Annotated in this window: 12 protein-coding genes; 9 read left to right on the forward strand and 3 right to left on the reverse strand. The window is 43.4% G+C overall.

Annotated features, from left to right (window positions below):
* From PHC76_RS07285 to PHC76_RS07300, 4 genes are all read left to right on the forward strand, one after another.
* Positions 1–1218 (forward strand): capsular biosynthesis protein, encoded by a 1218-nt coding sequence (locus PHC76_RS07285; RefSeq protein WP_299970093.1) that lies wholly within the window; start codon positions 1–3, stop codon positions 1216–1218.
* Between the two features lie 159 nt (positions 1219–1377).
* Entirely contained in the window at positions 1378–2658 is a 1281-nt protein-coding gene (gene traF, locus PHC76_RS07290; RefSeq protein WP_299970096.1) for a conjugal transfer protein TraF, read from the forward strand.
* A gap of 63 nt (positions 2659–2721) precedes the next feature.
* Positions 2722–4878 (forward strand): hypothetical protein, encoded by a 2157-nt coding sequence (locus PHC76_RS07295; RefSeq protein ID WP_299970099.1) that lies wholly within the window; start codon positions 2722–2724, stop codon positions 4876–4878.
* Positions 4879–4893: 15 nt separating this feature from the next.
* Positions 4894–5775, forward strand: a complete 882-nt coding sequence (locus tag PHC76_RS07300) for a hypothetical protein (RefSeq protein WP_299970124.1) — start codon at positions 4894–4896, stop codon at positions 5773–5775.
* 7 nt (positions 5776–5782) lie between these two features.
* Here the strand turns inward: PHC76_RS07300 and fliI are convergent, their stop codons facing one another.
* Complete coding sequence (gene fliI, locus PHC76_RS07305) at positions 5783–7087, reverse strand: flagellar protein export ATPase FliI (RefSeq protein WP_299970127.1); 1305 nt, start codon at positions 7085–7087, stop codon at positions 5783–5785.
* Positions 7088–7191: 104 nt separating this feature from the next.
* Positions 7192–7767, reverse strand: a complete 576-nt coding sequence (gene folE / locus PHC76_RS07310; protein ID WP_299970129.1) for a GTP cyclohydrolase I FolE — start codon at positions 7765–7767, stop codon at positions 7192–7194.
* Between the two features lie 138 nt (positions 7768–7905).
* Here folE and tig point away from each other — a divergent pair, with 138 nt between their 5' ends.
* The 5 genes from tig to PHC76_RS07335 all read left to right on the forward strand — a co-directional run bounded on the left by tig (position 7906) and on the right by PHC76_RS07335 (position 12963).
* Positions 7906–9201, forward strand: a complete 1296-nt coding sequence (gene tig, locus PHC76_RS07315) for a trigger factor (protein WP_299970132.1) — start codon at positions 7906–7908, stop codon at positions 9199–9201.
* 5 nt (positions 9202–9206) lie between these two features.
* Positions 9207–9809 (forward strand): ATP-dependent Clp endopeptidase proteolytic subunit ClpP, encoded by a 603-nt coding sequence (clpP, locus tag PHC76_RS07320; RefSeq protein WP_299970136.1) that lies wholly within the window; start codon positions 9207–9209, stop codon positions 9807–9809.
* A gap of 3 nt (positions 9810–9812) precedes the next feature.
* Entirely contained in the window at positions 9813–10853 is a 1041-nt protein-coding gene (locus PHC76_RS07325; protein ID WP_299970139.1) for a diguanylate cyclase, read from the forward strand.
* A gap of 5 nt (positions 10854–10858) precedes the next feature.
* Complete coding sequence (gene def / locus PHC76_RS07330) at positions 10859–11374, forward strand: peptide deformylase (protein ID WP_299970142.1); 516 nt, start codon at positions 10859–10861, stop codon at positions 11372–11374.
* An 83-nt stretch (positions 11375–11457) separates the two neighbouring features.
* On the forward strand, positions 11458–12963 hold the full coding sequence (locus PHC76_RS07335) for a YifB family Mg chelatase-like AAA ATPase (RefSeq protein ID WP_299970145.1): 1506 nt from the start codon (positions 11458–11460) through the stop codon (positions 12961–12963).
* A 34-nt stretch (positions 12964–12997) separates the two neighbouring features.
* Here the strand turns inward: PHC76_RS07335 and PHC76_RS07340 are convergent, their stop codons facing one another.
* Positions 12998–14098 (reverse strand): YeiH family protein, encoded by a 1101-nt coding sequence (locus PHC76_RS07340; RefSeq protein WP_299970148.1) that lies wholly within the window; start codon positions 14096–14098, stop codon positions 12998–13000.
* Between the last annotated feature and the right edge of the window lie 46 nt (positions 14099–14144).

Below are 14144 nucleotides of genomic sequence, written 5' to 3' on the forward strand. Positions count from 1 at the left end.
ATGGTTCGTAGAGGTTTACAATCATTTAAAGATAAAAAAGTTGTTTTATTGCAAGGTCCTGTTGGCCCTTTTTTCAAGAACCTTGGTTACGATTTAGAAAATGTCGGTGCAGAAGTTTACAAAATCAACTTTAACGGAGGAGATTGGTTTTTTTCTTCAGACAAAAACATCGTTAATTTTAGAAACCATTTTGACCAATGGGAATCCTACTTTACCAATTTTATCGAAACATATAACATTGATACTGTCATTTTTTTTGGAGATTGTCGCAAATACCATCAAGTTTCACATAAAGTTGCCGATTACAAAGGGTTAGATATTGGTGTGTTTGAAGAGGGTTATGTCCGTCCCGATTACATCACATTTGAAGAATTTGGGGTAAATGGATATTCTCAACTTTCACGAGACCCACAATTTTATAAATCGTTATCGGAAGAGGAATTTTTGGCGCCAGACCCAATTCCTGTAGGCAATACCTTTTGGTGCATGGCATCGCATGCAGTTCTTTACTATTTTTTTAGTGCCGTACTTTATCCGGTATTTCACCGATATACCCATCATAGACCTCTCAACCCTTTCGAAACATTTTATTGGATTCGATCTCTTTGGCGCAAACAATACTATAAAATGAAAGAATATGGAATGCAAATGGACTTGATAGAGCACCATTCTAAGAGCTACTATTTGGCACCGCTTCAAATTTCAACAGATGCACAAGTGCGCGAACATTCTGATTTTAGTTCCGTTGAGAATTTTATTGAAAGAATAATAGGCTCTTTTTCAGCTAATGCTCCCAAAGACACCTTACTAGTAATCAAACACCATCCTCTAGATCGTGGTTATCATGACTACTCCTCCTTTATACGACGCTTAGCTCATCATCATAATGTAGCCACTAGGGTACGTTATATTCACGATCAACACCTTCCATCTCTCCTAGAACATGCGCGCGGTGTAGTCATGATCAATTCAACCGTAGGGCTTTCTGCTATACATCATAATGCACCAGTATTGGCATGCGGAACCGCTATTTATGATTTTGAAGGAATGACCTATCAAGGTTCAATTCACTCATTTTGGAATGCAGCAGAGACATTTAAAATCAACCGAGATTTATATCATCGATTTCGTGGCTATGTTATTCGAAGCAACCAAATTAATGGTAGCTTTTATCGATGTTTAAACCATAGTAATCTTCACTCTGGCGTATCTTGGTAATATACTAATACTTCAGTAACAAAGCTATATTAGCCAATCTGTTACCATTCTTTACATCCACTCTTGTTTTACCCTTTTTATTGTTGAGTTGTTACGTTTCATTAACAATACTTTAAATTATATGTCAAAATAAAGCTACTACAACCATAAGGAATCTTCATGACCTCATCCAAAATTCTCCTCTCACTAGTCGCGTCCGCATGTGTCGCAACCCTTTCATCTGCAATGGAGTTTCAAGTATTAGGTGCTAAAGCTGCTTCCATGGGGGGCGCCGGTATTGCCACATCACCCTCTTCACTAGCAGCGTATAACAATCCTGCACTTTTGGCTAATAATCCTGAAAAGTTCACGTTTCACCTCGGTGTCGGTGTCGGTGCAAAAGACACAGGAGCAGGTGCAGCAGCAGGAAAGTTGAGCGATATGGATTTCTCTTCTCTTAACAATAAAGATGCCACAAACCTTACTACGACCGATATTGATAATTTGCAAAAAGCGCGCGATATTATCGTAGGGATGAATGGACAAGGATTTCAAGTAAACCCCACAGCTGATCTAGGACTCTCGATCGGCTCATTTGGGACAGGGTTGTTTGTTACCTCCGACATCGGAGCCGTTGCCAATATCGATCAAACCCACAAAGACCTTATTTGGAAACAAGATAATGGAAATGGAACCTTTACTTATGTAGATATCGTCAATAGTGTCAACGTATCTCAAGCTACCTACGAAAGCACATCACTGCAATATGCCGTTGAAAATAAAAGCACCTATCTTGATGTTGTAGGGCTAGCAGTGTATGAAATACCGCTTGCTTATGGATATGCATTTGATACAGGGCTCGGTTCACTTTCAGTCGGTGGTGTACTCAAATACATGAAAGGTAAAACTTTTTATAAACAAATGAACATTGATAGTGATAATACCACTAATAATCTCAGCGATAATGCGGTAGACACTTCGACCTTCGGTATTGATCTAGGGATGGCTTTCAAACCAGATGCCCTACGTGAACTCACTCTCGCCCTTGTAGGGAAAAATCTTAATACCCCCTCGTTTGATATTGCTGCTGCTGCGGGTGGAGGACAATATGAGATTAAACCTGCCATTCGTGCCGGTTTAGCCTATCATCCAAACAGCTGGGTAGAATTTGCCCTTGACGCTGACCTTACCAACAACAAATCACTTACCCACTACGATACGCGCTATGTTGGTGGAGGATTAAATTTTGACCTTTCCCTTATAGAGCTCAATGTCGGTCTTATGAAAAACACCGCATCCAATGACCAAGCCGGTCTTATCTACACCGCCGGAATCGCAACCGGACCATCATGGCTCCATTTCGAACTTACAGGGCAAATGGCGAGTAAATCAGGAGAAGTAGATGGAACAAGCTATCCGATGCAAGCAATGGTAAATTTCGCTATTTCTTCGGCGTGGTAAAAATCCCTTCCCATCATTCCATGCTACGGCACGGAATCCTCACCAACAACTAAAGGAATCTCAATGAAAAATAAACGTTTGACAACGATTCTCTTCTCAGGTATTACTACCGTATTTCTCATCGGTTGTGGTGGCGGAGGCGGAGATAGTAGCTCTACTGCAAATCCCACTGCTTCAAACGTCCCAACAGGAAGCTACACCGTATCCGTTATCGATGATAACATTAGCGGAGCAACGATCAGTGCGCCTGAGTGTGCTACATTCTCTCACAATGGTGGCAACTCTTATACCTTAAAAGAGTGCATAGGTGCACCATCGACCATTACTGCCGTAGGTGGCTTCGTGGATGTAGATGGTGATGGGGTACAAGGAGCAACGGAAGTCAGTCAAACCGCACCGTTAATACTCAAAGTATCCCAAACAACCTTGACCAACAACTTCGCTGTAACACCACTGTCTACTCTTGCATCACAAGAGAGTAACCTGAGCGCATTAGCATCAGCCCTAGGGGTAAACGAATCAGATTTCTTTCAAGATAATGCTGCTAACAGAAACAAAATGCGCGCGATAAATGCCATCCTCATCTCCGCACGCGAGGCAGGAATTACCAAATATGATTTGTTTATCAGTGATTTAAAAGAGTTAATTAAAACCAAAGGCTCACTCGCTGCCGCACAAGCAGACATGATGAATCCAGCTAACTTGGCTGCGTATAAAACGAAGTTCGGTATCGTCTTTGGTGGATTTGTAAACGATACATCAAATATTACCCTTGATTCCGATCCTCTTGCTCAGGTTAAGGCTAAAAATACCGTTCCCGCAGGAAAAGTACGTTTAGGAGGATTTGTTTGGGATGGTGCTATTGCGGATGCAAACATCACTATTTATGACGGTGCAACCATCATCGGCTCTGTATCATCCGATAGCATCGGGCGCTATAAAATTGATATCGATAGTACAGCATTAATGAGCTCTAAAGTATTGAAAATCGTAGCCATCAAAGGGTCAATCAAGCTCATCGCCTACATCACTACCGATGAGCTAAAAGCAGGTAATTTCGGCTCACGCGTCTCCAGTGGTACAGTAGAAGATCTCGTTATCTCCAACGTCACAACAGCCAAAGCGGTTATGATTGATAAACTCGATTCCAATGCAACCTTAAATGCTCTGACAATGACTCAGACCAAAGCCCTTGTTGAATCACTTTATGCGGATGATGTTCTCAAAATAGCCTCAAGCATCAAAGCCGTAATAGACGGTGGAGCATCAATGAGCCAAAGTGATACTCTCGCATTAGCAAGTGATGTTGCTTCAGGGACTCAAACAGCCGATAAAAGCTACTCAACCGCTATCAGTTCTGATCCCATCCTCAGTCATCAGTTAACCTCAACGACAAGCGTACCGACAGGGACAACCTCTATGCGCGCTGTAATGGAGGGAAAAACATTCTATCAGTTTGACTATTTCAGTGGATTTACAAACAACCCTTTCACCTACACCACTATGAAAATCAATACCGACGGATCACTGAGTTCTACTGATTACCGCAATGACACAGGAACGAACTGGATATCTTTTCAAACACAAACTTCCCCTAGTGGTACCATGAAATGGTCAAGCGATGGCAATATTTTATATGATGCAGGAGATTACTGGGTACCGCAAAAACACACTCTTCTCAAAAAAGAGGTCATTACCTCAAACGGAATAAGTGCTAATATCTACTTTACACGCGACGAAACAACTGCTGATGGAACAGAGGGGTTCTTTACCAACTTTGCAGCAACATCAAATGACGGGAGCGGAACCTATACTCCTGCTACAAAACAAATAAGCTATACCTATTCCGATGGAGGAACTAATACCTTTTATCTCGGTAATAACGGCTATCTCCAATGGGATCCAGTAACAGGGGTGGCAGGGACAGATACAACGAATAAATGGGAAACCATCACCCGATACGGGAAAACGTTCTACGTGGTTCAGTGGAGTGATTACCGTGCGATCTTTTATATCGATGCAAACAATCATGTTTACAAAAAAGATTATAATCCTATCGGTACAGTTGAAATAAGCTGGATGACGGATAGCCCTGCTCTTCTTTACGTGTGGAAAAACATAACACAAACACAAAGAGATACCCTACAGGCACAAATTCCTATGCAATGGAATTGGCAAACTATCCAACGAATATTTTTTGATTTTCTTAAATCGCTATAAAGCCAAAGGAAACGTATGAAAAAATTACTTTTAACCGCTCTCATCCCCCTTGCCCTTTTTGGAAACGATGAGGGGGGAAAAATCTACAATGGGTACACCTACTTTAGCGTAGGGGTACAAAATACTGCCTATCAAGAGGACTTTTTTTCTACTACGTTAGGTCAAAATGTTCACAGCGATGTTAAAACAACCAGCCCTGTCTATATCAGCGGAGGGTTAATGCGAGTCAATGATAAATACGATTTTTCGATGGATATTGCCTCAACTCTACTCCCAACCCAAGGGGATGAAAAATGGTATACCGATGGGGCACTCTATCAAACCAACTCGTTTGATGCGATGATCAATTCGATGGAGTTTTTAGGACATTACAAAGTCACCAACAATCATCGATTTGTTTTAGGGGCAACATATACTCTAGACAGCTATAAACGCTACACATGGAAAGACGAAACAGGTGCCTACATAACACAAACGGTTACTGATCCCGCAACTGGTCTACCTACAGATAGTGGTGTTAAATTAGGCTTAACAGAAGAGCGTGTGGCAACACTTTATGCTACAACAGGGTATTGGTATGAGAGTATCCCTCATGCTACAATGGGTAACGTCCGTTTTAAAGCCAATGCCTTGATCGGATTACCTATCTGGAATCAAGCCAACAATACATCTTTTGAAAAAATTACTTTTAACTCCACAAGCGGATACAAAGCAGAAGCTAATCTTTATGCGGGCTACCCTCTTTTAAAAGGACTAGAGCTTGGTCTGTTTACGGGATACAATTACCAAAAGAAAAGCGGTACGGATGTTGCAGCAGATGGCCATACTAAATGGCCTGAAAATGTTCTCAGTTCATGGCAGGCAGGAGTTAGCTTGGTATGGAATTTTTCGAACTAACTACCCTCTACTGCATCAACTCAATCAACGCATCCACCGTTGATTGAAACTCACTCGAACTCATCGCTTCTTGGGATAAAAATTCATCCATCCTCTCTTTTTTACTGATCGCTTCATCGAGTTCTCTATCCGTACCACGCACATACGCACCAATACGGATCAGCATCTCATTCTCTTTTAATAGTGTATACAGACGGCGAAATCGTCGCACGGCGGCGAGATGTTCGGGAGTGATGATGTCGTTCATCACCCGTGAAGCGGAGTTGAGGATATGGATAGGGGGATAAATACCAAAATCGGTGAGTTCGCGAGAGAGGACGATGTGCCCATCGAGGATTGAGCGGGACTGATCGGCGATGGGATCGGACATATCGTCTCCCTCCACCAAAACCGTGAAAAAGGCAGTGATGGAACCGTTCCCCTCCTCTTTGCCTGCTCGCTCCATTAGCTGTGGTAGAAGTGTCAACGACGATGGAGGATACCCTTTGGACGTTGGAGGCTCACCTAAAGCTAGACCGATTTCCCGCTGTGCCATCGCAAAACGGGTCACGGAGTCCATCATAAAAAGGACATCTTTCCCTTGGGCTTTAAAATACTCCGCGACGCTCATCGCACTAAACGCCCCATATTTACGCATCAGCGGGGAATCATCACTCGTCGCAACCACCAAAACGGTGTTCTCTAAATTGCCACCGAGGCTTTTTTCGATAAATTCGGGAACCTCCCGCCCCCGCTCTCCGATAAGGGCAACCACTTTAATAGGGGCATCCGCTCCACGGACTATCATCCCCATCAGTGTCGATTTACCCACTCCACTTCCGGCGAAGATACCCAGTTTTTGCCCTTTTCCACAGGTGAGCAATCCATCGATGGTTTTGACCCCGACACTAAACACCTCATCGATCATCCCCCGCTTCATTGCAGCGATAGGGGCTTTGATAATCGGTTCAGTGTGAGAGCCAAAAATGGGACCTTTCCCATCGATAGGTTTCATAAACGGATCGACGACACGCCCCAGTAATCCATCACCCACCTCGATAGACATCCCGTTTTGATTGGTAAATACCTTATCTCCGGCACGAAACCCTTCGACAAAACGAAAAGGGGTAACAAAAAAGCGATTTCGCTCCACCTCGCTCACCATCCCCATGGTTTCGCTTCCATCAATATCCGAAACAATAGTGACCGTATCGCCGATACTCACATGCAACCCCTCAGCCACAATCACCGTCGGAGAGATTTTCGTTACAGTGCCAAAAATAGTGGTGAGTTTTTGCTGACCTAGACGTTCACGAAGGGCTTTTAGAGGCATGGTTTAAAATTCTCCCACATAAAATGTGGGTAGCTTTAGGGGATTGCAAAGGACGATTTCGTCCTTGCCACTAAAATGAGCTTTGCTTATTTTAGTGCATAACATTAGTAACGATTTCCACTCGAAGAGTTTATAAGACTAAAAAACTCCATACGGGTCTTTTCATCTTTTTTGAACAATCCGCGCAATGCACTCGATGTAGTTGTGGAGCTGATTTTCTCCACTCCCCGCATCTCCATACACATATGACGCGCTTGGATTACCACGGCGACCCCTTTAGGTTTAATCGCCTCCATCAACGCATCGGCGATTTGTTCGGTGAGTTGTTCTTGAATCTGCATACGTCGGGAGAAGACATCGACAACACGTGGGATTTTAGAGAGCCCTACTACTTTTCCATTGGGGATATAGGCAACATGGGCACGACCGATAATCGGGAGGAGATGGTGCTCGCACGTCGAATAAAACTCGATATCTTTGATTAATACCATCTCATCATTAGAGCTTTCAAACATCGCCGAATTGAGAATAGTTTGGGCATCTTCTTGATACCCTCCGAACATAAATTCATACGCCTTTAAAACGCGCTCAGGGGTCTTGAGAAGCCCCTCACGATTGACATCCTCTCCGACATGGGTTATCATTGTTTTTACGGCATCTATAAAGTGTTCGTTCGCCATAGTTTCTCGCTTAATATAGTCTCTTTTTTATAGTATGCTACTTTAACACGTCTTTGCTTTTATTCAGCCATTTATTAACCCTTTTAGGATATTATTGCCACCATTTACTCATCATGAGATAACCCAACAAGGATATTAATGCAAATCACTACCAACAAAATCGACTCCGCAAACGCAAAAATCAATGCGGCGATTACACGCAACACTATCGATTCTAACATCGAAAAAATCGCTAAACAAATAGCGAAAGAGGCTAAAGTTGCCGGCTTCCGTAAAGGAAAAACACCTATCAGTGCCGTCAAAAAACAATACGGTGAACGTCTTGTTCAAGATGCAGAAGCTCAAGCGCTTCGCGATTTGCTCAATGCAGGTCTCGTAGAGATGGGAATCGCTAACGATCTTCTTATCGGTGAGCCGAACATCACAAAATTTGAAAAAAATGATAACGGTATCGATGTTGAAGTAACCATCGCTACACGTCCTGCTATCGAGCTTGGCGATTATGTAGCATTGGTTCCAGAAGTTGCTAAACCCTCAATCGATGATGCTGCTATCATGGCACGTATCGAAGAGCTTGCAAGCGCTCAAGCACCTCTCGTAAATATCGAAGAAGACCGCGCACTTGTTAGCGGTGATACTGCACTTCTCGATTTCGAAGGGTTCGTTGATGGCGAAGCATTCGAAGGTGGAAAAGCAGAAGGGTTCTCTCTTCGTCTTGGAAGCGGTCAATTTATCCCAGGATTTGAAGACCAAGTGATCGGGATGAAAAAAGGGGATGAAAACACTATCGCAGTAACCTTCCCAGAAAACTACGGCGGAGCTGCGCTAGCAGGTAAACCAGCTGAGTTCAAAGTAAAAATTCACGCTATCCAAGCAAAAGAAGCGGTAGTGGTTGATGAAGAATTGGCGAAAAAAATGCTTCCGGGGTTTGAAGATGCAAGCGTAGAGATGCTCAAAGAGAAAGTAAAAGAGCAACTCGAATCTGAGGCTATGAGTGAGCTTTATAACGCGGAACTCAAACCAAATCTTATGGAAACATTCGTCAGTGCATTCACCATCGATCTTCCTGAGTTCATCGTAGAACAAGAGATGGATATGGCATTGAACAAAAAAGCGCGCGAAATGAGCGAAGCAGAAATTCAAGAGCTTCGTGACAATGCTGATAAAGTAAAAGAACTTCGTGAAGCGTTCCGTGACGATGCGTGTCGTGCCGTTAAAGCAACCTTTATCGTTGACGCTCTCGCTCGTGCTGAGAACATCGCAGTGAACGAACAAGAGTTGATGCAAACCATCTATTTCGAAGCAATGCAAATGGGTCAAGATCCTGCGGCAGTTTATAAAAACTACCAAGAATCAGGTTACTTGCCGGCTATCCAAATGGCGATGATCGAAGATCGCGTGTTGAGCAAATTGCTTAACGACAAAATCAAGTAATCAGCATGAGCTATATCCCTTACGTTATCGAGAAAACAGGGCGTGGTGAGCGATCGTATGATATCTACTCACGTCTTCTCAAAGATCGTATCATTATGCTTAGCGGTGAGGTTCATGACGGTGTAGCTTCTTCTATCGTGGCACAGCTTTTATTCTTAGAAGCTGAAGATCCGACCAAAGATATCTATTTTTACATCAACTCTCCGGGAGGTGTTATCACCTCAGGGATGGCGATTTACGATACAATGAATTACATCCGTCCTGATGTTTGTACCATCTGTATCGGTCAAGCCGCCTCTATGGGTGCATTCTTGCTCTCATCAGGAACCAAAGGGAAGCGTTATGCCCTCCCGCATGCACGTATCATGATTCACCAACCACTCGGCGGTGCTCAGGGTCAAGCAACCGATATTGAGATCCAAGCTAAAGAGATTTTACGCATGAAAGCCGAACTCAACGAGATTTTGGCGAAAAACTGTGGACAAACGGTTAAAAAACTTGAAAAAGATACCGACCGTGATAACTTCATGTCAGCCGCAGAGGGTGTAGAGTATGGTATTATAGACGAAGTACTTATCCAAAAAGAGAAAGTTGAGAGCAAAGAGTAAGCCATGGCTGACGAACAAAAATATCCACATCATGCTGCTTCCCGTTTAGAGATGGGAAATCAGATTCATATCGGTTCACTGAATGACCCAACCAGTGATATGGAAATTTTTGCCAAAGAAGTTCTCGGTGCTCTTATCATGGACAATCTCCCCCCTACTCCCAACAATTTTACCCTCTATTTTGATCGAATACTCGAAGACAAAAGTGATAGCTTGCGTCGTCAAATCGGTGCTGTCTTAGAGCTCGAAGAGAGTAATGATGATGAAAAAAACATTGAACTTGAGAAAACGCTCAAGCAAGGTTTTTCCTCGGTTAAAAGTGTCTTACAGCTCAGCACTACTTTGTACAAAAATATGATGCTGATGGAGAAGATTCTCGATAAACGACGCGAAGAGATGAAAAACACCCCATCTCTTGCCGTTGCAAACGATCTTATCTCCTCTTTGGGCAATGATGTGAGCAAACTTGGCGGGATACTCAAAAAGCAAGTTTCTCATATGAAAGAGCTTTATAACGAAACCGCCAATATTGTCAAACAAGTAGAAAATGAGACCATCTTTGATGATCAATACGGCGTCTATAACAAACGCTATCTCATTAACAAATTGACCCAAGAGATGCATCTGATCGAAGAGTTCCGTCACAAAAGTTCCCTTGTTTTAGTAAGCCTTTCTCACACTACACTCGCTCAGATTAGCAGCGATAAAGCCAAAGGGTTGATGGTTCGAACCGTAGCACGTCTGTTACTTAAAACATCTCGTCGCAGTGATACCGTTGCACACTACGGGGAGGGTGTATTTGCGATGATGCTCAAACATACCGATATAGAGAGTGCAAAAAAGGCTTCTGAACGACTTTTCGATCTCGTCTCTTCAACCAACTTTTTTCTCGGAGAACAAGAGATATCGCTTCGCATCGCCATTGGGGTTATCGAGCTTAACCCCGCACACTCTGTTGAACACACTGTGGTAACAACTTTGGATGCAATGGAAGCTGCCAACAACGAAACAAAGAACCGATACGTTATCTCTAGCGCACAATAAGACCTATGAAGCTACCAATCATTACCTATCCCGATAAACAACTCAAAAGTGTCTCCAAAGAGGTTACAAACTTCGACACAGAGCTCCATACTTTTTTGGATGATATGTTTGAAACCATGATGGGAAATAACGGTATTGGTCTTGCCGCTATTCAAGTTGCACGTCCTATCCGCGCCCTGATCCTATGTATCCCCGATGAAGAGGGTGAACAAAAAAAAGAGAACCTCTTAGAGATTCTTAATCCCCTCATTAAAACTCCACAAGGGGTTACCACTTACCAAGAAGGGTGTTTAAGCGTTCCGGGATTTTATGAAGATATCGAACGTTTTGAGTCTCTTACACTTCATTACCAAGACCGACATGGAAAAGAGTGTACGTTAGAGGCAAATGAGCTGTTAGCTATCGCTATTCAGCACGAAATGGATCACCTAGAGGGGAAACTTTTCATCGAGAAACTCACCTATAATCGTCGAAAAAAGTTTGAAAAAGAGTATAAAAAAGCCCTCAAAGAAAAAAAATAATGATTTTATTGCAAATTGTCATATTTTTACCCAAATAAAATTATTTCTGTTATTGTTTTCCTACTTCATTAGAGGAGAAAAGGATGAAACAACTACTCTGTGCTACCTTCGAGGGGATTGATGCACAAACCGTCGAAGTACAATTTAGTGCTACCAAAGGGCTACCAGCATTCACCATCGTAGGGATGGCAAATACCGCTATAGCTGAATCCAAAGAGCGGGTTAAATCAGCACTTTTGAGCAATGCATTCACCTTTCCTCCCAAGCGACTTACCATTAATCTCGCCCCCAGCGATATCCGTAAAGAGGGGTCACATTTTGACCTTGCCATTGCCACCCTTATCGCCTTGGGAGAGAGTTCTGCAGCTCTCGATGATTGGTATGTATTTGGCGAACTGGGATTGGATGGAAAAGTGAGCGAAAATACCCTCCTCTACCCCATCATCCTCTCACTTGCCAATCAAGGACTCATCACCAAAGCCATCGTCCCTACCGAATCACTGGAGAAACTCTCCCGCATCCCCAATATTGCTTTTTACGGAGTAGCTACCCTCAATCAAACATTGGAAATTCTCCAGCACGACGCACCGACACCCCATACTCAAATTTCTGCTTTTACATTTCCCACATTAACCTATAACGAAAACAATTATTTCTATCACCAACACTATCCCCTCGATTTTGCAGAGATAAAAGGGCAAGAGCACGCCAAACGCGCCGCACTCATCTGCGCTGCTGGAATGCATAATCTGGTTTTAGAAGGCTCTCCTGGGAGCGGAAAATCGATGATTGCCAAACGTCTTCAACATATCCTCCCCCCACTGCACAATGATGAGATGTTAGAATGTGCTAAACTTGAAATTCTTGATGGTAAAGAGCCATCCTTTACCCCTCTACGCCCCTTTAGAGCCCCTCACCATACCTCGACACCCTCCAGTATCTTCGGTGGAGGATCGCACAAAGCACAAATCGGTGAAGTGGGATTAGCACACGGAGGGATGCTCTTTTTTGATGAACTTCCCCATTTTCCTAAAAATATCCTCGAAGCACTACGTGAACCCCTCGAAGATCAACATATCCGCATATCCCGTGTCAATTCAAAAGTGACCTATGCCGCCGATTTTCTCTTTGTTGCGGCGATGAATCCCTGTCCGTGCGGAAATTTACTCAGCAAAACGACCCCGTGCCGATGCTCCGATTTGGAAATCAGCCGTTATCGCTCACGCCTCTCCGACCCCTTTTTAGATCGAATCGATCTTTTTATCCAAATGCACCCAAGCAGTTCAGAAGACAAACCCTCCTACACCTCACAACAGCTCCACGAGCAAGTACGCAATGCTTTTATTCGTCAAAAAGAACGGGGACAGAAACGGCTGAACGGATCACTGAGTGATCGTGAAATAAGTGAGTATTGTGTGTTAGACGAGGATGCTCAAACCATTATAGATCAGGCGATAGGACGTTTTGGACTTTCATTTCGAGCCGTCGGAAGAATATTAAAAGTGGCACGAACTATTGCAGATTTAGCACAGAGTAATCGTATAGAAAAAGGGCATATTCTTGAAGCGTTGAGCTATCGAAAGCGATAGCATTTGAGGTCGCAAATTACGACCTCAAAGAATATCAAAACGTCACGACAACCCATTGGGTAATAACAAATCCACCCACAACAAGCCACAAAAACATCGATCCAGCAGTATAGAGCGGTGCAAGACCCAACCCTTTAAACTTCGCAAATCGTGTCCCCATCCCCAGTGCACTCATCGCCATGGTGAGCAAGAACGTATCGATGAGATTGATGTTGCCGATAATCCCTTTTATCATATCCGCCATTTCAACAGGGGCAGTGAGGGTATAGTTATGAATCAAAGAGTTTAATCCCGCCATACCGATAAAATAGACGGCAAACCATGGGATAACGAGCTGTAATTTTCCCCCCTCGCTACCGGAGCGTTTTGCCATCATACTCATCACCAATCCCAAAACAATCAACATTGGTGCAATCATAATAACCCGTGTCATTTTGACAATAACAGCGGTATTTGCCATGCTCTCACCCGCGCCCGGAACCGATGCGGGAACTGCAACCACTTGGGCTACTTCATGAATCGTTCCGCCGACATACATCCCAAACGTAGAGGGCTCCATGTGCAAAAAGCCCGTGGCTGGCTGAATAATCGTCGCATACAACACAGGATACAAAAACATCGAAATCGTCCCAAAAAGGACAACCATTGAAACTGCAACCGCAGTTTTATAATCTTCACTTTTAAGGACCGGTTCCGTCGCCAAAACTGCCGCTGCACCACAAACTGATGCCCCTGAAGCGGTCAAAATCGCGGTATCTCTATCCATTTTGAAAAGTTTCGTCCCCAACCAAATCCCTAACATCATAGTCGACGAGAGGACGAGCAATGAGACCATAAATCCTTGGATTCCTACTTCGGCAATTTGTTGAAACGTGATACGAAATCCATAAAATACAATCGCAAAGCGGAGGATTTTTTTACCCGAGAAAGTGATACCACCTTCCCATCCCGTCGGAGTTTTGGAGTGAAGGGTATTGGCATAAAATATCCCCAACACAATCCCGACAACCAACGGCGATATCCCCATATTTTTAACAAAACTCAAATCAGCAATCATGGTTGCTGCGGCAGCAAAAATAGCAACAAAAACAATACCGCTGAGGGTATCTTTGCGCTTTGCAGGTGAAAAAGGCATAATGCACTCCTTAAATAAAGGGCTAATTATAAGAGAAGTAAGTTAA

This window comes from Sulfuricurvum sp. (genome assembly GCF_028710345.1).
Lineage (GTDB): Bacteria > Campylobacterota > Campylobacteria > Campylobacterales > Sulfurimonadaceae > Sulfuricurvum.